Origin of the sequence: Bifidobacterium amazonense (genome assembly GCF_018555435.2) — a bacterium.
GTDB lineage: Bacteria > Actinomycetota > Actinomycetes > Actinomycetales > Bifidobacteriaceae > Bifidobacterium > Bifidobacterium amazonense.
On sequence record NZ_JAFEJT020000004.1, the window covers coordinates 51,333 to 71,591 of the forward strand.

General features: G+C 65.9%; 16 protein-coding genes and 6 tRNA genes. 6 read left to right on the forward strand and 16 right to left on the reverse strand.

Features of this window, described 5'->3' with window-relative positions; translation table 11 throughout:
• Positions 1-36: 36 nt before the first annotated feature.
• From JS533_RS01860 to JS533_RS01885, 6 genes are all read right to left on the reverse strand, one after another.
• A tRNA-Gly gene (locus tag JS533_RS01860) sits at positions 37-109 on the reverse strand.
• 31 nt (positions 110-140) lie between these two features.
• Positions 141-213 (reverse strand) — tRNA-Ala (locus JS533_RS01865).
• 20 nt (positions 214-233) lie between these two features.
• Positions 234-306: transfer RNA gene (locus JS533_RS01870), tRNA-Val, on the reverse strand.
• Positions 307-335: 29 nt separating this feature from the next.
• Positions 336-407, reverse strand: a tRNA-Val gene (locus JS533_RS01875).
• Between the two features lie 40 nt (positions 408-447).
• A tRNA-Cys gene (locus JS533_RS01880) sits at positions 448-518 on the reverse strand.
• Between the two features lie 29 nt (positions 519-547).
• A tRNA-Gly gene (locus JS533_RS01885) sits at positions 548-620 on the reverse strand.
• A 173-nt stretch (positions 621-793) separates the two neighbouring features.
• On the opposite strand from JS533_RS01885, the gene JS533_RS01890 reads away from it, so the two are divergent.
• Positions 794-1,624 carry a PAC2 family protein gene (locus JS533_RS01890; RefSeq protein ID WP_241512866.1) on the forward strand — a complete coding sequence of 277 codons (831 nt, stop codon included), beginning with the start codon at positions 794-796 and terminating at the stop codon, positions 1,622-1,624.
• A gap of 107 nt (positions 1,625-1,731) precedes the next feature.
• Here JS533_RS01890 and uppP read toward each other — a convergent pair whose 3' ends face one another.
• The gene (gene uppP / locus JS533_RS01895; protein WP_241512867.1) at positions 1,732-2,637 is read right to left on the reverse strand and encodes an undecaprenyl-diphosphatase UppP; all 906 of its coding nucleotides are present in this window, start codon (positions 2,635-2,637) and stop codon (positions 1,732-1,734) included.
• A gap of 153 nt (positions 2,638-2,790) precedes the next feature.
• Here uppP and JS533_RS01900 point away from each other — a divergent pair, with 153 nt between their 5' ends.
• Entirely contained in the window at positions 2,791-3,579 is a 789-nt protein-coding gene (locus tag JS533_RS01900) for a fructosamine kinase family protein (RefSeq protein ID WP_241512868.1), read from the forward strand.
• Positions 3,580-3,624: 45 nt separating this feature from the next.
• On the opposite strand, the gene JS533_RS01905 is transcribed toward JS533_RS01900, so the two are convergent.
• From JS533_RS01905 to JS533_RS01925, 5 genes are all read right to left on the reverse strand, one after another.
• Positions 3,625-4,266 (reverse strand): moaA protein, encoded by a 642-nt coding sequence (locus tag JS533_RS01905; protein WP_241512869.1) that lies wholly within the window; start codon positions 4,264-4,266, stop codon positions 3,625-3,627.
• A gap of 144 nt (positions 4,267-4,410) precedes the next feature.
• A complete protein-coding gene (locus tag JS533_RS01910; RefSeq protein WP_241512870.1) occupies positions 4,411-5,139 on the reverse strand; it encodes a hypothetical protein in 729 nt (242 codons plus the stop codon).
• Positions 5,140-5,386: 247 nt separating this feature from the next.
• Positions 5,387-6,025 (reverse strand): serine O-acetyltransferase EpsC, encoded by a 639-nt coding sequence (epsC, locus tag JS533_RS01915; RefSeq protein WP_241512871.1) that lies wholly within the window; start codon positions 6,023-6,025, stop codon positions 5,387-5,389.
• Between the two features lie 100 nt (positions 6,026-6,125).
• Complete coding sequence (locus JS533_RS01920) at positions 6,126-7,616, reverse strand: amino acid permease (protein WP_241512872.1); 1,491 nt, start codon at positions 7,614-7,616, stop codon at positions 6,126-6,128.
• Between the two features lie 236 nt (positions 7,617-7,852).
• Positions 7,853-9,097, reverse strand: coding sequence for an aspartate aminotransferase family protein (locus tag JS533_RS01925; protein WP_241512873.1), 1,245 nt, complete (start codon positions 9,095-9,097; stop codon positions 7,853-7,855).
• Between the two features lie 156 nt (positions 9,098-9,253).
• On the opposite strand from JS533_RS01925, the gene JS533_RS01930 reads away from it, so the two are divergent.
• On the forward strand, positions 9,254-10,177 hold the full coding sequence (locus tag JS533_RS01930) for a LysR family transcriptional regulator (protein ID WP_241512874.1): 924 nt from the start codon (positions 9,254-9,256) through the stop codon (positions 10,175-10,177).
• Between the two features lie 145 nt (positions 10,178-10,322).
• Here the strand turns inward: JS533_RS01930 and dnaJ are convergent, their stop codons facing one another.
• Entirely contained in the window at positions 10,323-11,477 is a 1,155-nt protein-coding gene (dnaJ, locus tag JS533_RS01935) for a molecular chaperone DnaJ (protein ID WP_241512875.1), read from the reverse strand.
• Between the two features lie 51 nt (positions 11,478-11,528).
• Positions 11,529-12,701, reverse strand: a complete 1,173-nt coding sequence (hrcA, locus tag JS533_RS01940) for a heat-inducible transcriptional repressor HrcA (RefSeq protein WP_241512876.1) — start codon at positions 12,699-12,701, stop codon at positions 11,529-11,531.
• Positions 12,702-13,066: 365 nt separating this feature from the next.
• On the opposite strand from hrcA, the gene tkt reads away from it, so the two are divergent.
• The 3 genes from tkt (at position 13,067) to brnQ (ending at position 17,964) form a co-directional block, all read left to right on the forward strand.
• Positions 13,067-15,169: a transketolase gene (gene tkt, locus JS533_RS01945; RefSeq protein WP_241512877.1), complete on the forward strand. Its 2,103-nt coding sequence runs from the start codon at positions 13,067-13,069 to the stop codon at positions 15,167-15,169.
• Positions 15,170-15,268: 99 nt separating this feature from the next.
• Positions 15,269-16,372: a transaldolase gene (gene tal, locus JS533_RS01950; protein ID WP_241512878.1), complete on the forward strand. Its 1,104-nt coding sequence runs from the start codon at positions 15,269-15,271 to the stop codon at positions 16,370-16,372.
• 203 nt (positions 16,373-16,575) lie between these two features.
• Positions 16,576-17,964, forward strand: coding sequence for a branched-chain amino acid transport system II carrier protein (gene brnQ, locus JS533_RS01955; protein WP_241512879.1), 1,389 nt, complete (start codon positions 16,576-16,578; stop codon positions 17,962-17,964).
• 10 nt (positions 17,965-17,974) lie between these two features.
• On the opposite strand, the gene JS533_RS01960 is transcribed toward brnQ, so the two are convergent.
• Together JS533_RS01960 and JS533_RS01965 are read right to left on the reverse strand one after the other, a co-directional pair.
• Positions 17,975-19,339: an MATE family efflux transporter gene (locus JS533_RS01960; RefSeq protein WP_241512880.1), complete on the reverse strand. Its 1,365-nt coding sequence runs from the start codon at positions 19,337-19,339 to the stop codon at positions 17,975-17,977.
• Positions 19,340-19,447: 108 nt separating this feature from the next.
• Positions 19,448-20,206, reverse strand: coding sequence for a hypothetical protein (locus JS533_RS01965; protein ID WP_241512881.1), 759 nt, complete (start codon positions 20,204-20,206; stop codon positions 19,448-19,450).
• Positions 20,207-20,259 lie beyond the last annotated feature (53 nt).

A 20,259-nucleotide genomic window follows, 5' to 3' on the forward strand; every position in this document is an offset into this window, starting at 1 on the left:
TAAAGAAAGGCTCCCTTTCGGGAGCCTTTCGACCGGAGCGGACAACGGGACTCGGACCCGCGGTCTCAACCTTGGCAAGGTTGCGCTTTACCAACTAAGCTATGTCCGCAAAGGATTCCACCGTGAGAAGCGGATTCCAGTGGAGCTAAGGGGATTCGAACCCCTGACCCTCTCCATGCCATGGAGATGCGCTACCAGCTGCGCCATAGCCCCGAAACGTGTTGCCACGCTCGTGGGTGATGTAGGAATCGAACCTACGACCCCTTCCGTGTGAAGGAAGTGCGCTAGCCGCTGCGCCAATCACCCGATGTTCAATTGTGAATGCCAAGCACTCGTGGGCGATACAAGATTCGAACTTGTGACCCCTTCCGTGTCAGGGAAGTGCGCTACCTCTGCGCCAACCGCCCGGGTCTTATGCAACCGACCGAATCGCTTCGGCCGACTAAGAGGTGGGTACGAGAGTCGAACTCGTCTATACGGCTTTGCAGGCCGCTGCCTAACCGCTTGGCTAACCCACCGCAAAGGTCGTCAACTCATCGGACCTTAGAGCGGACAACGGGACTCGAACCCGCGGTCTCAACCTTGGCAAGGTTGCGCTTTACCAACTAAGCTATGTCCGCGATGCTTCCCGGCAGCTTACCGCCGCCTGAGCACGAGTGATTACTATACACGGATCGGCAGCCCACGCAAACCCCGGCGTGTCGCACACTGCATGCGCATTGGGGACATCCCTGTCGATACGCCTCCGGCATAAGGAATTCCAAGGGTTTTCGAACCGGTTACATTAGAAGGTATGAAGGAAGACGCAACGCAACGCGGTACGGTGATGATCGCCGCGTTCGAGGGATGGAACGACGCATGCCAGGCCGCGACGAACGTCATACGGCACCTGACCGCCATCTACGCATCGTGCGAGGTGCGCCGCATCCGCTGCGACGGGTTCTATGACTATCAGCAGACGCGCCCCATCGTCTGCCACGCCACCGGCCGACGCCGCATCGTCTGGCCGCAGACCGCGTTCTACGACATCGAAGTCGCGCCCGATCGTCATGTAATCGCCCAGCTCGCGCCCGAACCGAACTATCGCTGGCGTGAATACTGTCTTGAATCGTTGCGCATCGCCGACGAGCTGGACGTGACGCATATCGTCACGCTCGGCTCGATGTTCGCAGACTGCCCGCACACGCGCCCCCTGCCGGTGGACGTGGACTGCGAGAACGCGTCGGTCGACCCCGACCAGCGGTACAGCGGCCCGGTCGGCATTCCGACGATCCTCGACGACATCGCCTCGCAGGAAGGATTCGATACGACGACGATGTGGGCGTCCATCCCCCAGTATCTGGGCGACGGGGACTGCCCGCAGGCCACGCTCGAGCTGCTCGACCGGATCTCCGAACTGCTGGGCGTCTGCCTTGAAACGGGCGATCTGCCGCGCAAGGCAGACGAATGGCGGTCCAAGGCCTCGATGCTGGCGCAGCGCAACGACGCGCTGAACGAATACGTGCGCCATCTGGAAGCCAAATACGACAGACATGAAAAGGCCCGCCGGGAGGCATCCCTCGGCGGGCCCGCATGCGAGCAGCTGGTGCGTGAGGCGGAGGCGTTCCTCAAGGATCTCGACTAGCGCTTCCCGGCTGGCGATCCCAGCCGGGAACCCGGACGAACGCCCGCGCCGAGGACCGCGTCACACGAACGACACCCCTGCGGCGTGGCCCATGACCGTGCCGCGCATCATGCCGCGACGGCGAGCGCCGCGGTGGTCGCCTCCAGCGGCTGGAGCACGCCGGTCAGCAGCAGGATGGCCACGATCACGGCGAGCGCGATGCGGTAGATCGCGAACGCCTTGTAGGAGAACGTGGAGACGAACTTGAGGAAGCCGATGATCACGATGTATCCGACGACGAAGGAGACGATGGTCGCCGCGATCGTGGGCCCCCAGCCGGGGAACGGAGTGCCGGCGAGGTCGCCCGCGGCGTAGTCCTTGACGGCGGAGACGGCTTCGAGCAGGCCCGCGCCGAAGACCGCCGGAATGGCCATGAGGAAGGCGACGCGTACGGCGGCTTCGCGGGTGTAGCCCATGGCGCGGCCGAAGGTGATGGTGCCGCCGGAGCGGGACACGCCCGGGATGAGGGCGAGCATCTGGCCGATGCCGAAGATGAGCGCCTCCTTGGCGGTCATGTCCTCGATGCGCTTGATCTGGCGGGCGCGGTCGTCGACGATCCACAGCAGCACGCCGAAGATGAACAGCACGGCGACGGTGATCCACAGGTTGCGCAGCGTCGATTCGATCGCATGCTTGAAGGCGAGACCGGCGATGACGATCGGCAGCGTGCCGACGATGATGTACCAGCCGAGCAGGGCGTCCTTGTCGCCCTGGCCCATGCGGTGCCTCCAGTCCTTGCCGTTGTGGCCGAACAGGCAGCCGAACCAGTGGGACAGGATGCGGATGATGTCGTGGCGGAAGTACAGCAGCACGGCCAGTTCGGTGCCGATCTGGATGATGGCGGTGAATGCGGCGCCCGGATCGGAGCCGATCATCAGGTCGCCGATGATGCGGATGTGCGCGCTGGACGACACCGGCAGGTATTCGGTCAGCGCCTGCACGAGGCCCAGTATGATCGCCTGAAAGAAATTCATGATCCCCTCTTGTTCTCGGTCATGGTTTCGCTTGCATCGACCAACGTTACTCACCGGTCTCTAAGAATGGGCTGAAGCGGCGTATTGTCTTGTCAAATGCCCACAATCGGGGGTGATATCGTCCGCGCTCCGCAAGGAGGGAATGGAGGGAACATGGCAACGTACCGCAAGTCGCGCATGTGGGCGCCGGAGGGCTTCTTCGAATGCGAGGGCCGCGGCCTCGAATGGCTCGGCGAGGCGCATGCGCAGGGAGGCCCGCGCGTGGTGGACGTCTATGGATGGGGCAAGGACCATCTGGACATCGAACGGGTGGACGCCTGCTCCCCCACCCCGAAGGCGGCGCACGAGTTCGGCGCGGCTCTTGCGCACATGCACGATGCGGGCGCGCCCCATTTCGGTTCGGCCCCGGCCGGATACGATGGCACCTGCTATTTCGGTCCGCTGCAGGATCCGGTGCCGATGGCCACCGGTGAATGGGACGATCCGGCGACCTATTACGCCGAGGGACGCCTGCTGCCGATGGTCGAGCTGGGCATCGCCCGCGGCGAGCTGACGAAGGCCGATCTTGAGCTGACGCAGCGCGTGGTCGACGCCCTGCCCGATCTGCTGGGCCGGGCCGCGGCGGACAAGCCGGCCCGCGTGCATGGCGATCTGTGGAGCGGCAACGTGATGTGGACCGCGGATTCGGGCCAGTGCGAGGCGGTCCTCATCGACCCTGCGGCGCACGGCGGCCATCGCGAGGAGGATCTGGCGATGCTGCACCTGTTCGGCATGAGCTATCTGACCGAGATCCTGGACGGCTATCAGTCGGTGCATCCGCTCAAGGCCGGCTGGCAGGAGCGCACGACGCTATGGCAGCTCTACCCGATCGCCGGGCATTGCGTGTTCTTCGGCGGCGGCTATGTGAGCGAATACCGCTCCATGTGCCGCTCGCTGCTGTAGACGCCGTTCCGGCCGGTCAGATCGGCATCGGAGCTTCAGCCGCCGCTATCCGGGGATCTTCTCGATGATGGAGCTGATCGTGTCGAATGATTCGTTGACCTGGTCGATGATGCGTTTGCCTTGTTCGACCATGTCGGCGACCTGTGTCGTGTGCGGTTGCGGCAGTGCGTGGATCGACGATTGGACGCGGTCCAGTACGGCGCCGGCGTCGGCGAGATCCTGTTTGACCGAGGTGATTTTGGGGATCGACATCGTGCCGTCCGAGAGACTGGCGCCGGACAGCAGTTCGGACAGGTTGAAGTCGACCAGCGTGCCCTGTGCCGCATCGTCGATGCTGGGCAGCGCGTTGGTCGCCGCATCGGCGGCCGCGTCCAGCATGCCGCGCACCGCCGCGACATCCGAACCGTAATACGGTGCGCGTTCGGCGATGGACCACAACGGGCTGCGCGTTTCGTCGCGCGCCGCGACGATATGGTCGCCCGCCTTGTCCAGCTGGGCGAGCGCCTGCTTGACATCGCCCCGCTTGATCGCCGTCTGGGCCAGGCTCGCATACTCGCCGGCCTGCCGGGATTCGTCGATCACATGCTGCGCCGACCGCCACAGCAGCATCCCGTACGTTCCCGCTGCCAGCAGCAGGACGGCCAGCACGGCGATGACGACGGGGAGGACATGCTTGCGTTTGCTCATGGCTCCCAATCTACCGCGTCACGATACGCTGCAGGCGGAGTCAGTACTCCAAGACCTCGTATCTGTCGGTCAGCGGCATCCTGATGCCGCACGGGCAGTTCGAGACCACCGGCCAAGCGCTGACCGTCACCGCGCCCATGCCCTTCAGCGAACGTCCTCCTCGATCGAATCGACGATCACGTTCAGATCGACGTCGGGCTTCTCCCGTTCACGGGGCAGCTCGTGCACCGCAACCGCTTCGACCGTCGGCACGGCATCCTCGGAGCCGTCGTCGGGAATGATCGACGCGTTGTTGAGACGACGGTTCAACCGGTCAAGATGCTCACGCGCCTTGGACGCAACCCGGTCGGCCCAATCGCGTTCACGCTGAAGATCGGCGAACTGACGCGCGGTCATGGGCTCTTCTGCCTCGGCCTGCTCGGCCCGCACATCGACGTCCTGCGCGGCGGCGTCAGATCGCATCATGCCGCCAATCGACGGCGCGCCCTCCTCGGTCTGCAGGGCGTCATCGGAATCCGTGCCGTCATCGGCCCGCTTAGCGGCATGACGAGCCCACAGATCCTTCGCCTTGTCGACGCCCTTCGCGGCCAGACGCTGCGCCTGCGGCGATTCGGCGACCGCCTGCGCGACCTGGATGCCGGTCTGTGCGATCTGCACCGCCGTAAGGATCTTGCCCAACGTCGATCCGCCGCCGCCCTTCACCTTGCCGCCCGTCGTCGAACCGGACGCCTTCTTCAGATCAGGCACGGCGAACAAGGCACCGTCCTTGCGACGGGTGCCGTTCAACGCGTCGAACGCCTTGGCCTGCGCCACAGTCTTGAAATCGGCGACCACCATGCGCTCGGTCGCCTTCAACAGCTTGCTTTTACCCATGTAGAGCAGTGTAGCGAACCACCGTCACGAAGAACGTCTCGCGAATGCATCGCGAGGAATCCTCTCTCACTACAGGACGGGTGTTCTCCGACATGTTTCGGATGCGCATGCGATGCGTCACCTGCGAAAACCGGGATGATCGGTTCGTCGACCGGGCTCGGTTTCGTATCGCCCTTGCCTGCAGGAAGGCGACGAATCGGCGATAACCGTTTCCGGCTGCAGTTCCCGGCTGCCCGGTTCACGCCTCTCACCTGATCGGTCTGACCGTCGCCGGGCTGCCCACGGCGACGGAGCGTGGCGGCACGTCGTGCAGGACCAATGCCATCGCGCCGATCTTGCTGTCGGAGCCGACGGTGATGTCGCCCAGCACCATGGCGCCGGCGCCGATGTAGACGCGGTCGCCGATGGTGGGATGGCGCTTGCCGGGCGTGTTGACGCGGCCGCCGAGCGTGACCTGGTGGTGCAGGATCACGTCGTCGCCGATGATCGCGGTCTCGCCGATCACCACGCCGGTGCCGTGGTCGATGATCAGCCGTTCGCCGATCGTTGCGGCCGGATGGATCTCCACGCCGGTCATGGTGTGGCTGAACGCCCGGACGACCTGCGCGGCCAGACGGTGGCCGCCTGTCCACAGGCGGTGCGAGAGACGGTACAGCCACACCGCGTGCATGCCGGTTGACGTGAGCAGCACCTGCCAGTCGGACGACAGCGACGGATCGTACGCTCTGACCGCCGCCACGTCGCCGCGCAATCCGGCCAGCGGACTCACGGCGGCACGGCCGGCCCGGCGCCCGGCCGGCACGGCGAACGTCTTGCGGGTCAGGCCACGGCCGTACGTGGCCTTCGCGTCCGCACCGATGCGCGGTTCGATCCTTGCGATCGTCATGATTTCCTCCTTTGGTCTTCCGATGCCACCGATCGTATAAAGCGGCGTCATTTACGTCCATCACGCATTATCAAAGTGACCGTTCGGCATCGTCGAACGGTCACTCGATCTCGGCGGCGACGTTGTCGCTCGTCTCCATCATGTCCGCTCCCCTCTTCGCACCCCGGGCGAGGTGGATCCGGTAGCCGGCCATGAGCACCACGCCCCACAGCGGGATGCCGGCCAGCGCCATACGGCTGTCGGGGTCGAACGCCATGATTACGACCACCATGGCGAAGAACGCCAGGCACAGCACCGAGGCGGCCGTGGCGTGCGGCATCGGGAAGGACGACTCCTTGGCCTCGCCGCAGGCCACGCGACGGCGGTAGACCATGCCGCACACGATGATCACACCCCACGTCCACAGCGCGGCGATCGTGCAGATCGACATGAGGTAGGAGAACACGCGCTCGGGCACGATTGCGTTGAGCACCACGCCGAGGACCATCATCGCGGCCGACGCGAACACGCCGTTCGCCGGCACGTGAGAACCACTGACCGAGGCGAACGCGCGCGGGGCGATGCCGTTGTGGGCCATGCGCATGAGTAGGCGGGCGTTGGAATACAGGGCGCCGGAACTGCACGAGGAGAGCGCGGACGTGATGACCACTGCGCCCATGACGGTGGAGGCGACCGGCACGCCGATCGCGTCGAGCGTCTGGATGAACGGGCTCCGGTCTGCGGAGAAGCCGGTCCACGGCACGACGGACATCATCGCCGCCAGCGAGCACACGTAGAACAGCAGGATGCGCGCCGGCACCGCGTTGATGGCACGGGGCAGCACATGCTCGGCGTCCTCCGCCTCCGCCGCGGACATGCCGATCAGCTCGCTGCCCTGGTAGGAGAACACGGCCACCTTGAGTCCCATCAGGAAACCCCACAGGCCGTAAGGGAAGAACCCGGACGCGCCCGATGGCGCCGACACGGCGAACAGGTTGGCGAGCCCGGCATCGGCACCGGCCGCCCCGGCGTGCGTGACGCACACCACGACGCCCAGGGCCACGACGACGATGATCGCGGCGACCTTGATGGAGGCGAACCAGAACTCCGCCTCGCCGAACACGCCCACCTTGGCGAGGTTGAGCAGGACCAGCGCGGCGAGCGAGACGCCCACGATCGCCCACTGCGGCACGTTCGGCAGCCAGCCGTGCGTGATCTGCGCCACGACCGTCAGTTCGGACATGCCGATCAGCGACCACGTGATCCAGTATCCCCAGCTGGTCACGAACCCGAACGCGGGTCCCAGGAATTCGCGCGCGTAGTCGGCGAATCCGCCGGGCACCACACGGTACATGAGCAGCTCGCCGAGCGAACGCATGACCAGGAAGATGATCAGGCCCACGCAGGCGTAGGCGAGGATCAGGGACGGGCCGGCTAGGGCGATACCGGTGCCGGTTCCCATGAACAATCCGACTCCGATGGATCCTCCCACGGCGAGCATCATGACGTGACGGGCGTGCAGGCCGCGTTCCAGTCCCTCGTTGTCGTCCTCCTGCCGGGTGGCGCGCTGCCGCATGGCAGGCGTCGTCGCGGTTCGTGTGTATGCGGTCATTTTCTGCTCCTTACCTTGGATGGTTTCGCTGCATGGTCACACAGTCCCAATCGGAGGTTTCGAGGGGCTCGCCATACGATTACCCGAAGTTTTCGTCCCTGTGGCCCCGGCTGACGGACGGGCCGATCGTTCGGGAACGTCGAACGGTGCACTATCCGCGCATCGACGTGCCCGAACGCGACGAGGGCCCCTCCGCCGTCATCATGGCGGAGGGGCCCTCGGTGGGTTGCGCGGGGTCAGCGGCCGCGTTCCACCACGCCGATCGACTCGTCGAGAATGGACAGTCCCAGGTCGATCTCGTCCGGGGAGACGGTCAGAGGCGGGGCGATGCGGAAGACTCCGCCCATGCCGGGCAGGCAGACGATGTTCATGTGCAGGCCACGCTTGAAGCACTCCTCGGTGATGAGGTCGGCCAGGTGCTCGGAGCGCGTCTTGGACGCCTTGTCCTCCACGATCTCGATGCCCTGCAGCAGGCCGCGTCCGCGCGCGTCGCCCACGATCTCATGGCCGTCCATGATCCGTTTCAGCCCCTCGCGCAGCTGGGCGCCGCGGCGGTCCACGTTGGCGAACAGGTCGTCCTTCTCGAGAACGTCCATCACCGTGTACCCGACGGCGGCCACCACCGGGTCGCTCACGTGCGAGGTGTAGAACACGAACCCGGCATCGTGCGCCCTGCGCTCGATGCTCGCGGTGGTGAGCATCGCGGCGAGCGGGAGCCCGGCGCCAAGCGTCTTGGAGACGGTGAGGATGTCCGGGGTGACGCCGTCATGTTCGAAGCCGAACCAACTGCCGGTGCGTCCCATGCTGGTTTGCGCCTCGTCGAAGATGAGCAGCATGCCGTAGTCGAGCTGTTTGCGCCAGTCGAGCCTGCCGTCGGCGTCGGTGAAGTCGGGACGGTACTCGTACGGGGTCGGAATGGCGATCTGGCCGGGTACGCCGGGTACGCCGACCTTGCGGGCCGAGGAGTAGGTGGCGCCGGCGGCGGCGCTGGTCAGTCCGTGCCATGAGCGGTTGAACGAGACGACCTCGAACTTGCCGGTGACCGCCTTGGCGAGACGCAGGGCCGCGTCGTTGACTTCGGATCCGGTGGTGAGCAGCACGGCGTGGTCGAGCGGCTCGACCGGGCCGTCCACGTCCCGGTTCGATGCCGCGGCGGCCACGTCGGTCAGTCGACGCGTGAGGTTGACGACCGGGCGGGACAGCATGGCGCTGAACAGGTGGTCGAGCCTCGGATAGGTCTCCTGCACGGTCTTCACGATCGCCGGATGGGCGTGGCCTAGGGTCGCGCTCATCTGGCCTGAGGTGAAGTCGAGGATCTTCCGCCCGTCCTCCGTGTACACGTAGCTGCCGGAGGCGTGGTCGATGATGGCAGGGGTGAAGTAGGGTGCGCCGTAACGAAGCATATGCTGGTCCACATCATTCCAGAAACCCTCCCGGCGTTCGAAGGGATCGGAATACCAGCTGTTGTTGTCAATGAACATGCCTGCATGCTAAACGCAACGGATCGTTTACGTCCATCTCATGGACCTGAACACAATGTTTCGTTTTCCCATACGTTGGATGATATCCGCGTCGGATATCATGAGCGGCGTCACACGATTGACGGCGCCCGCACGGCGGAATGGGAGGCGATCGACATGCTCAATCCGGAACGGCTCAACCTGCTGGTGCAATTGCAGGCGCTCAAGACCATGCGCGCCGTGGCCGACGTATCGCGACTGAGCGTATCCACGGTCTCGCAGCAGATCGCCACGCTGGAGAAGGAGATCGGCCGTCCGCTCATCGAGCGTGTGGGCCGGCAGGTACGCCTCACCCCGCTCGGCAACGAGCTGGTGGATCGGGCGCGGCCGGTGCTCAACGACCTGCGCGAGATCGAGGACATGGCCTGCAGCGAAAGCATGGAAGTGCGCGGCGCGATCCGCGTGGGAGCATTCACCAGCGCCCTGGCCCCGTTGGCGGCCCCCGCGTGCGCGGCCATGAAGACCCGGTTCCCGCGGCTCAGGATCGTGCTCAACGAGCTGGAGCCAGACCGCAGCCTGCCGCTCCTGGACGCCGGCCAGCTGGACGTCGTCTTCTCCGCCTCGTTCGCGCCCGCCACGGGCAAGACCGGGGAGCCGGAGGCGCGTGGCCGGATGTCGCTGCCATTGCTGTCCGACCGCCTGTGCGCGGTACTGCCGAAATCCCATCCGCTGGCCGACGAACGGTCGGTGCACATCGAAGACCTGGCCGACGACATCTGGCTGCAGGAACCGGAAGGCACCTATCTGTCGAACCACATCCGCGTGCTGACCGAACGCGCCGGCTTCGAACCGGACACCGCCGGCGTGATCAGCTCCTACCCGGCCGTACTGCAATCCGTGGCAAACGAGTTCGGCGTGGCGGTACTGCCCTGGCTGGCGACCGTGGCGAACGTGGAAGGCATCGGAGTGGTGCCCGTCGAACCCGCGGTGTCCCGCACGGTCTCACTGGTGACCACATCGTCACAACTGTCGCGTCTGGCGGTCAGGCAGTTCGCGGAGACGGCCCGGGAGCTCGCGGAAGAACTGCGGATCCCACAGTAGATGTCACAGGATCGCTTCCACCCAACGGGAATGGCCTGCGCCGTTTATGCAGGATCCGGCGTATGTCCGATACGTCGAAAACACAATGGCCGCTTTCCTTGTACTGCAACAGCAGTCAGGAAAGCGGCCATTCCCCAGCGCCCGTTCAGCTCAGCGCGTCCTTGAGCTTCGAGAAGAATCCACCCTTGCGCGCGCCGGCGGCGGCCGGCTTGGATCCTTGCGCCACATGGGAGGCGTCGCCGTCGTGGCTGTCGGAGAACTCCTCGATTAGCTTGCGCTCATGCTCGCTCAGCTTGGTGGGCACGCGCACGGCGATATGGGCGACGAGGTCGCCGCGCTCCCCCTGCTGGCGCATGCGCGCGACGCCGAGGCCCTTGAGCGTGACGGTGTCCTCCTGCTGGCACCCTTCGGGGATGGTCACGGTCTTCGTGCCGTCGAACGTGTCGATGTCGATGTCATGGCCGAGCACGGCCCAGCTCATCGGCACCTGGATCCAGCAGTGCAGGTCGTCGCCGTCGCGGGTGAACTGCTTGTCGGGCTTGACGCGCACGTCGATGTACAGGTCGCCGGCGGTACCGCCGCCCTCGCCGACCTCGCCCTGGCCGGCCAGACGCAGTCGGGCGTTGTCGGAGATGCCGGCCGGAATGGTCACGCCCACGGAACGGGTGGTGCGCACACGGCCGTGGCCGAGGCAGGACGGGCACGGGTTCTCGATGACCGTGCCATGGCCCTCGCACCGTTCGCACGGCGCAGAGGTCATCATCTGTCCGAGCATGGTGCGCACGACCTTCTGCACGAAGCCCTGTCCATGGCACTGGGGGCAGGTGACGGGCTGGGAGCCGTTCTGCGCGCCGGATCCGCCGCACTGCTGGCACAGGCCGAACGTATTGATCTTGACATGGGCGGTGCCACCGAACACGGCGGTCTTCAGGTCGATGGAGGTCGAGGCGAGCGCGTCGCGGCCGGGCTGAGTGCGCGGCGTGGGGCCTTGCGAGCCGCCGAACGCGCCGCCGAAGAACTGCCCGAAGATGTCGCCCATGTCTCCCATGCCGGAGAAGCCGCCGGGGAAGCCGCCCGCACCGGCGTTCGGGTTGTTCGGGTCGACGCCGGAATCGTACATGCGGCGCTTGTCCGGGTCGCTGAGCACCTCGTAGGCGTTGTTGACTTCCTTGAACTTGTCCTCGAATTCGGGTCCGGCGATGTCGGGGTGGTATTTGCGGCTCATCTTGCGATAGGCCTTCTTGATCTCTTCCTCGCTCGCCGTGCGCTCGATGCCGAGCACCTCGTAGTAGTCTGCCACTGTCCGTCCTTTATCGTTGTCTGTCGCGTGTCATTGTGCCATAAGCCGGGGTCAGTCCCCGATCGGGCCGCCGTCGGCCACCAGCGAGGCGGTCAGGTAGCGGGCCACGGCCCGTACCGCCGCGATGGTCGCGGCGTAGTCCATGTGCGTCGGACCGATCGAACCGACGAAGGCGACCGGTTCTCCGGCGGTCTGCGGACCGTCGTCCGCGAATCCGGACGGGACTGCGGCGTCCGCGCCGTCGACGTCCGCGCCGGCGGATCCGGACGAATCGACCGCATCCGTCCGGCCGGCGGTTTCGGCGTCCGCCGCAGCGGTCCGACCGTATCCGCTGGTCACCACGGAGGCGTGCATCAGTCCGGGGGTGTGCGTTTCCGAGCCGATGGCGACTCCGACGCCGTCCGGTCCGGGCTCCTCGCTCAGCGTGCTCATCAGCCGCATGATCACGACCTGTTCCTCGAGCGCGTCGAACAGCGGCGCCAGGTCGGCCGCCGTACGCTGGTGCGCCAGCTTGGACGCGCCGGCGACGTACATCTCTCCGGCGCGTTCGTCGTCAGCCATCGTCGCGAACGCCGAAGCAAGCGATTCGCTGACCGACGACGACGTACGCCATGCCGGATCGGCCGACAGCGAACGCAGCCGTTCCGATGCAGCGGTGAAGGACAGTCCCGAGCACTGCCGGTTGACGACGTCGCAGAAGCGCGACAGATCGTCGGCGGACGGCATCGGATGCACGGCGAGCGTGTGCTGGGCGACGCGGCCGGTGTCGGTGATCACGACGGCGAGCAGCACGCTCGCGCCGACCGGCACGATCTCGACGTGCCGGAGCGTGGCCTTGGACAGCGCCGGCGATGCGACGACGGCGACCTGTCCGGTGATCTGCGAGAGCAGACGGGCCGCCCGTTGCAGCGTGTCCTGCAGACTGACCGAGCCGGACAGGAACGTGGCGATGCCGTTGCGCTGGGCCGGGGAAAGCGGCATGACCGTCGCCAGACGGTCGACGAAGTACCGGTATCCCTTTTCGGTGGGGATGCGTCCCGCGGATGTATGGGGCTGAATCAGATAGCCCTCGTCCTCCAGTGCAGCCATATCGTTGCGCACGGTGGCTGAGCTGACGCCTAGATCGTGGGCCTTGGTCAGCGACGTCGAGCCGACGGGCTCCTGGGAGCGGATGTAGTCCTCCACGACGGCGCGCAGCACCAGCATGCGACGCGATTGCGTCATGACGCGCCTCCTTTTATATACATGACATGCGCATATGCGTCCGTGCGAGGCACGCGCATGTTCCTTTCCGTTCATATTGTATTAGCACTCCCGCGTGTCGAGTGCTAACCCGTTCGTTCTGGGAGTATTTTCCGACGGCCCCGCCGACGACATCCCCCGTTATCCCGCCGTTGTCCCGACGTTCACACAACGTACCATTCATGTTTATTGTGAACGTTAACAGCACACAAGCTCACAAAACACGCCAAAAACCACACCGCTTAGTCGGTTCGCACGGTTATTATGTAAGGGCAATGTGAGGGCATGCATGACACGGCATAAGCCGTGCGCGTGGTGTCCGAAGTATTGGAAGGAAAACTACAGACATGACCGAATTCAAGGAAACCGAACTGGACGAGCGCGCCATCAAGATGGCCAAGGTCCTTTCGGCTGATGCGGTCGAGAACGCGGGAAGCGGCCACCCCGGCTCCCCGGTCTCGCTGGCGCCGATCGCCTACACGCTCTACCAGCATTTCATCAAGCATGATCCGAACGACCCCAAGTGGGAAGGCCGCGATCGCTTCATCCTTTCCGGTGGCCACGCCTCCCTCACCCAGTACGTCCAGCTCTACTTCTCCGGCTACGGCCTGACCCTGGACGACCTCAAGCACTTCCGCGGCGGCGCCGACACCCGCACCCCGGGCCACCCGGAGTACGGCCTGACCCCGGGCATCGAAATGACCACCGGCCCGCTGGGCCAGGGCTTCGCCTCCGCCATCGGCTTCGCCTACGGCGAACGCTTCCAGCGCGGCCTGCTCGACCCGGAGACCCCGAAGGAGGACTCCCCGTTCTACCACAAGATCTGGGTCATCTGCGGCGAAGGCGACATTGAGGAAGGCATCTCCGGCGAGGCCGCCTCGCTGGCCGCCAACCAGAAGCTCGGCAACGTCACCGTGATCTTCGACGCCAACCGCATCCAGATCGAAGGCGACACCAACCTGGTGCTGGCCGAGGATGTGCTCAAGCGCTTCCAGGCCTACGGCTGGTACACCGACGAGTTCAGCTTCATCCAGCCCGACGGCTCCTACAAGGAGGACGTCGAGGGCCTGGCCGACGTGATCGCCAAGGCCGAGGCCGCCGCTCCGGACCAGCCGAAGCTCATCAAGGTCGACACCCTCATCGCATGGCCGACCCCGGGCAAGACCAACGACCCGTCCTCCCACGGCTCCAAGCTGGGCGCCGAGGCCGTCGCCGGCCTCAAGAAGCTCCTCGGCTACGATCCGGAGGAGTCCTTCCACGTCGACGAGGAGGCCCTCGCCCACGCCCGCAAGGTCGCCGAGCGCGGCCTCGAGGCCCACAAGGAATGGGACGAGAAGTTCGACGCCTGGCGCAAGGCCAACCCGGACAAGGCGGCCCTGTACGACCGTCTGAAGGCCGGCGAGCTGCCGGAAGGCTTCGACAAGGCCCTCGACGATCTCGAGGCCACCTTCGAGGTCGGCAAGAAGGTCGCCACCCGTGGCGCCTCCGGCTCCGTCCTCAACGCCATCGCGGCCGTCATGCCGGAACTGTGGGGCGGCTCCGCCGACCTCGGCGGCTCCAACAAGACCGACCTCAAGGGTGCCGCCACCTTCGCCCCGGCGGAGTGCGCCACCAAGCAGTGGCCGGTGTGCAACGAGTTCGGCCGTCAGCTGCACTTCGGCGTGCGCGAGTTCACCATGGGCTGCATCACCAACGGCATCCTGCTGGGCTCCTACACCCGTCCGTTCGGCGGCACCTTCTTCATGTTCTCCGACTACGAGCGCTCCGCCGTCCGTCTGGCCGCCCTCATGGAGATCCCGAACCTGTACATCTGGTCCCACGACTCCGTCGCCGTCGGCGAGGACGGCCCGACCCACCAGCCGGTCGAGCACCTGGCCTCCTTCCGCGCGATCCCGCAGCTCGAGGTCATCCGTCCGGCCGACGCCTACGAGACCGCCGAGGCCTACCGCTACTTCTTCGAGAAGAAGAACACGCTGCCGGGCGCCATGGTGCTGACCCGCCAGGGCGTGCCGACGCTCGCCGAGACCGCCGCCAAGGCCAAGGACGGCGTGCGCAAGGGCGCCTACGTGCTCGTCGACACCGAGGGCACCCCGGACGTCATCATCATGGCCTCCGGCTCCGAGGTCCAGTGGGCCGTCGACGCCGCCAAGACCCTGGCCGACAAGGGCGTCAAGGCCCGCGTGGTCTCCTTCCCGTCCATGGAGTGGTTCGAGGAGCAGGACGCCGAGTACAAGGAGGCCGTGCTTCCGGCCTCCGTCAAGGCCCGTGTCTCCGTCGAGGCCGGCGTGGCGATGCCGTGGTACAAGTACCTCGGCTCCTACGGCAAGCCGGTGTCCATCGAGCAGTTCGGCCTGCAGGGTGACGGCGCTCAGAACATGATCGACCTCGGCATCACCGCCGAGCACGTGGTCGAGGCCGCCGAGGCGTCCATCGCCGAGGCCAACGCCTGATCCGCCGACCCTTCGGCAAGCGGGAGGGCCCCGCACATCCGGCGGGTCCCTCCCCCATCGGAAAAATTTGATCCAACAGGTATCAAGGAGAAAACAACAATGACTGAAGCAACTCAGCGTACGTCCGATTCCGGCGTGTCCATCTGGCTGGACGACCTGTCCCGCTCCCGCATCGAGTCCGGCTCCCTGCAGGACCTCATCGCCAACAAGAACGTGGTCGGCGTCACCACCAACCCGTCCATCTTCCAGAAGGCCCTGAGCCAGGTCGGCCCGTACGACGAGCAGCTGAAGGAGCTCGGCAAGGTCGACGTCGAGACCGCCATCCGCGAGCTGACCACCACCGACGTGCGCAACGCCACCGACATCTTCCGCGAGATCGCCGAGAAGACCGACTTCGTCGACGGCCGCGTCTCCATCGAGGTGGATCCGCGTCTGGCCCACGACACCGAGAACACCGAGAAGCAGGCCGTTGAGCTGTGGGAGAAGGTCAACCGCCCGAACGCGATGATCAAGATCCCGGCGACCCTCGAGGGCCTGCCGGCCATCACCGCCACCCTGGCCAAGGGCATCTCCGTCAACGTCACCCTGATCTTCTCGCTCGAGCGCTACGAGCAGGTCATCGACGCCTTCATCGAGGGCATCGCCCAGGCCGACGCCAACGGCCACGACCTCAAGCACATCGGCTCCGTCGCCTCCTTCTTCGTCTCCCGCGTGGACACTGCGGTCGACAAGCAGCTCGAGGAGATCGGCACCGACGAGGCCAAGGCCATCGAAGGCAAGGCCGCCATCGCCAACGCCCGCATCGCTTACGAGCTGTTCGAGAACAAGTTCGCCAACGATCCGCGCTGGGCCGCTCTCGAGGCCAAGGGCGCCAAGAAGCAGCGTCCGCTGTGGGCCTCCACCGGCACCAAGAACCCGAACTACTCCGATTGCGTCTACGTCGACGAGCTCGTCGCTCCGTTCGTCGTGAACACCATGCCGGAGAAGACCCTGAACGCCCTCGCCGACCACGGCAACGGCGCCCCGACCATCCCGGGCACCTACGCCGAGAGCCACGCCGTCATGGACAAGCTCGCCGAGCTGGGCATCGACTTCAAGGCCGTCACCGACAAGCTCGAGGCCGACGGCGTCGCCGCCTTCATCAAGTCCTGGGATTCGGTCATCGCCGACGTGCAGTCCGGCATCGACCGCGTCAACGGCTGATTGGCCCGACGCAACAGCGTCCGTATCGGCTGAATGGCCGATAGCGGAAAAGGCTTCCGTCCCCATGTGGGGCGGAAGCCTTTTTTTGTCGTTGTTTTGTCGTTGCGCATCCTCTTCCTGTCTGTCCGGTATGGTGGAGATTCGCGTCACACGCCCGTCCACGCCCTGCGCGCGGACATGATCGGAAACGAGGAGACCTCCACATGCGCCTGACCGCCCGACAGCGTCTGCTGATGACGTTCACGTTCTTTTCGATGTTCTTCGGCGCCGGAAACCTCATCTTCCCGCCGTTCGTGGGCGTGCAGGCCGGTTCGGCCGCGCTTGCCGCCACGGCCGGGTTCATCGTCTCAGCGGTGGGCCTGCCGATCCTCGGCGTGCTGGCCGTCACGTTCGCCGGCGGCTTCGACGCCCTGGCAGGCCGGGTCTCTCCCCGCTGCTCGCTGGCGCTGGGTCTGGCGATCATCCTGACCATCGGCCCGTGCTTCGCGATCCCGCGCACGGCGACCACGTCGTTCGAGATGATGGTCGCGCCGTTCGTCCGTGACGCCGACGGTCGGGCGGCCACGCAGCTGGCCTATTCGCTGGTCTTCTTCGCGCTGGCGTTCCTGTTCGCGCAGCATCCCGAACGGCTGTCGAAGGTGCTTGGCCGCTTCATGGGGCCGCTGCTGCTGACGCTCATCGCCATACTGTTCGTCGCCTGTCTGGCGCATGGCATCGGCACGCCGACTGCCCCATACGGCGATTACGCGACGCATCAGACCGTCCGCGGCTTCCTGGACGGCTATCAGACGATGGACCTGCTCGCCGCGTTGTATTTCGGCATCGTGATCTCCGCCAACGTGCGCGTCCACGGCGTCGACGACGAACCGCAGGTTCGGCGCGAAACCGCGATCGCCGGACTCGGCACCGGCGTGCTGCTCATCGTCGTCTACGGCGCCCTTGGCTACGTGGGCGTCGTTTCGGGCGCGATCGCGCGGATCGACCCGGCATCCGACACCGGCGCTACGGTGCTCACCAATCTCACGTCGGCGCTGTTCGGCCATGCGGGCACCGCGTTTCTGGGCGTCGTGTTCGTCATCGCCTGCCTGAACGTGTGCACCGGGCTGATCTGCACCTGCGCGACGTACTTCCACGAACGGTTCCGCACCGTCGCCGGGCGCACGGTGAGCTACCGCGCATGGCAGGCCGTGTTCACCGTGTTCAGTTTCGTCGTCTCGAACGCCGGGCTGAGCGCGATCATCCGGGTGTCCGTGCCGGTGCTCGCCGCGTTGTATCCGATCGCGATCGTGCTGGTGCTGCTGGCGTTCCTCCCCCGCGCGTTCGCCGCGCGGTTCGGCCGCGTGTACGGCTGGACCGTGCTGCTGGTCGCGGTCTGCTCGTTCGCGACGTGCGTCGCCGGCCTGGCCCATGCGTTCGGTGTCTCGATGCCGTGGCTTGACGGCGTGCTCGGCCTGCTGCCGTTGCAGCGGTACCAGCTCGGCTGGGTGGTGCCGGCGGCAGTCGGCTTCGCCGCGGGCGTCATCGACTCGTTGGTGCGGGGCTCATGCGCGGATGACGGCACGGTTCCGGACACGTCCGCATCGTCACGCTGACGCCGGCAGGCTACCGTTCGGCAAGTTGCGCGCGGATGCGACGGTAGGTGAAGAAGAACAGGATGCCGGCGACGATGCCGGACGTCGCGTCGGAGATCGGCTCGGCGATGAAGATGCCGTTGACGCCGATCCAGTACGGCAGGACGAGCGCGAGCGGCACGAGCAGGATGACCTTGCGCAGGATCGCCAGGAAGATCGACAGTTTCGCCTGTCCCATGCCGACGAGCGAGCACTGCACGCCCATCTGGATGCCGAAGATGCCCCATCCGCTGACGAAGATCGGCATCATGCGCGTCACGATCGCGATCACGTCGGGCTTGTCGGTGAACCAGCCGGCGAAGAAGCCGGGGAACGCGGCGAGTATGGACACAAGCGCCGTCGCGGACACGATCTGCGTGAGAAACGCCATGCGGATGGCCTGACGGACGCGGTCCATGTCGCGCGCGCCGAAGTTGTAGCCGATGATCGGCTGGATGCCCTGCTGGAATCCCGCGGTGAGCACGCTGACGATCTGCATGAGCGAGGTGATGATGGTGATCGACGTGACGTAGTCGTCGCCGCCGTAGCGTTGCAGGCCGACGTTGAACACCACGTTGATCAGGCATTCGGTGATCTGCATGATGAACGGCGCGAGGCCGAGCGCCAACGCGGGCAGGATCAGCCGGTCGAAGCGGATGTCGCGCGGGCGCAGCCGTATCGCGCTGCGGCCGGATGCGAGGAAGGCGACGATCCAGAGCGTGGAGACCAGCTGTGCGATCACGTTCGCCGCGGCCGCTCCCCTGACGCCCCATCCGAATACGAAGATGAAAACCGGGTCAAGGGCGAGGCTGACGCCGGTGCCGAGCAGCACGGACACCATGGCGATCGTGGTCTTGCCCTGCGCGGAGATGAAGTTGTTGAGTCCCAAGGTGAGTTGCACGAACAGCGTGCCGATCAGGTAGACGCCGATGAAGTCGATCGCGTAGCCGAGGGTCGCCTCGCTGGCGCCGAACGCGACGAGGATCGGCCGTTTCGCCAGCTGCAGGATGACGGTGAGCGCAAGGGCCGTGGCGATCAGGAACGCCGTGCTTGTGCCGAGGATGCGTTCGGCCTTTTTGAAGTTGCCGCGGCCGAGTTCGATGGATGCCCGTGGCGCGCCGCCCGCGCCGATGAGCGAGGCGAATGCGGAGACGGCCAGCAGGATCGGAAAGCAGATGCCCACGCCGGTCATGGCGTCGTTGCCGTGTCCGGGAATGTGGCCGATGAACAGGCGGTCGATGATCGTGTACGAGGCGTTCGCGCCCTGCGCGACGATGGTCGGCACCGACAGCGCGAGCGCGAGGCGCGGCACCGGCTTGGTGCCCAGTCCTGAATCCAGCGCGTTCGTTGCGGCCATCGCATCCGTCCTTCCGTATGTCCCCGCGGATCATGCTCCCGCGAATCCGACGGGTTCATATCCTATCCCGTCGGCGGACGTTTCCGCACCGCGCGGCGTCGGTCTCGGTCAGCGTTCGAGCGGCTCCGATTCGGGCACGTTCACGCCGTGGTCACGGAAGACCTGCACGGCGGCCATGTAGTCGTCGGTCGCGGCCTGCGGATCGGACAGGACGCGGTATGCGGCATCGCCGGCGGCGGAATCCGCGGCGGGGAACAGCAGGTCGACGATGCGCCGGCGGATCCCGGCCACGGCGTCGCCGGAGTCGCCGTCCGCACCGCCCGCCAACGCCTTGCGCAACGGATCCAGCCCGCCTTTGGTCGCCTCGTCGATGTCGTCCAGCTGGTCGTACAGTGCGAACAGCCATGCGCGGCGTGCGGTCTCGTCCGTCCCGGAGAGACGCTCCGCGGTGGTCCGCGCGAGTTCGTCGGCCGGGATCGCGGGCGTCTTCTCCGGGTCGCGATGTTCGCGGTTGTCGGCGATGTCGCCCATGAGATGCTGGATCGTGATCTCGTCCTGCAGGATCGTGGATGCGGCGAACGCGTCTGCGATCGCGTCCGCGTCGACGAACCGGCCGCCCTCCGACTGGAAGCGCACGCGCTTCGGCTCGTTGTAATAATGGGTCATGCCGTACGTCGCGTACTGCGGGAACTCGTCCTGCAGCTGCTTCACCGCGTCGGCGACCTTGCGCATGTCGGCGAGCGGCTGATGCACGGCGATCATCGCCAGCACGGTCTTCGCGTCGCGCAGTGAGAGCGGCCTGCCGATCTTCGCCGTGTGCTGCGTGTCGTGCGCGAACAGATGCTCCACCAGATCAATGAACCCCATCGTCATTCCTTTCCGAAAGCCACGGAACCATCGCACGACAGCTTAGTCGCCCT

Coding starts and splice junctions, on each gene's coding strand:
- JS533_RS01890 (WP_241512866.1), top strand. CDS start 794: ATGAAGGAAGACGCAACGCAACGCGGTACGGTGATGATCGCCGCGTTC.
- JS533_RS01900 (WP_241512868.1), top strand. CDS start 2,791: ATGGCAACGTACCGCAAGTCGCGCATGTGGGCGCCGGAGGGCTTCTTC.
- hrcA (WP_241512876.1), bottom strand. CDS start 12,701: ATGACGCAATCGCGTCGCATGCTGGTGCTGCGCGCCGTCGTGGAGGAC.
- epsC (WP_241512871.1), bottom strand. CDS start 6,025: ATGACGATCGCAAGGATCGAACCGCGCATCGGTGCGGACGCGAAGGCC.
- brnQ (WP_241512879.1), top strand. CDS start 16,576: ATGCGCCTGACCGCCCGACAGCGTCTGCTGATGACGTTCACGTTCTTT.
- tal (WP_241512878.1), top strand. CDS start 15,269: ATGACTGAAGCAACTCAGCGTACGTCCGATTCCGGCGTGTCCATCTGG.
- JS533_RS01930 (WP_241512874.1), top strand. CDS start 9,254: ATGCTCAATCCGGAACGGCTCAACCTGCTGGTGCAATTGCAGGCGCTC.
- JS533_RS01910 (WP_241512870.1), bottom strand. CDS start 5,139: ATGGGTAAAAGCAAGCTGTTGAAGGCGACCGAGCGCATGGTGGTCGCC.
- JS533_RS01920 (WP_241512872.1), bottom strand. CDS start 7,616: ATGACCGCATACACACGAACCGCGACGACGCCTGCCATGCGGCAGCGC.
- tkt (WP_241512877.1), top strand. CDS start 13,067: ATGACCGAATTCAAGGAAACCGAACTGGACGAGCGCGCCATCAAGATG.
- JS533_RS01960 (WP_241512880.1), bottom strand. CDS start 19,339: ATGGCCGCAACGAACGCGCTGGATTCAGGACTGGGCACCAAGCCGGTG.
- JS533_RS01925 (WP_241512873.1), bottom strand. CDS start 9,097: ATGTTCATTGACAACAACAGCTGGTATTCCGATCCCTTCGAACGCCGG.
- JS533_RS01905 (WP_241512869.1), bottom strand. CDS start 4,266: ATGAGCAAACGCAAGCATGTCCTCCCCGTCGTCATCGCCGTGCTGGCC.
- JS533_RS01965 (WP_241512881.1), bottom strand. CDS start 20,206: ATGGGGTTCATTGATCTGGTGGAGCATCTGTTCGCGCACGACACGCAG.
- uppP (WP_241512867.1), bottom strand. CDS start 2,637: ATGAATTTCTTTCAGGCGATCATACTGGGCCTCGTGCAGGCGCTGACC.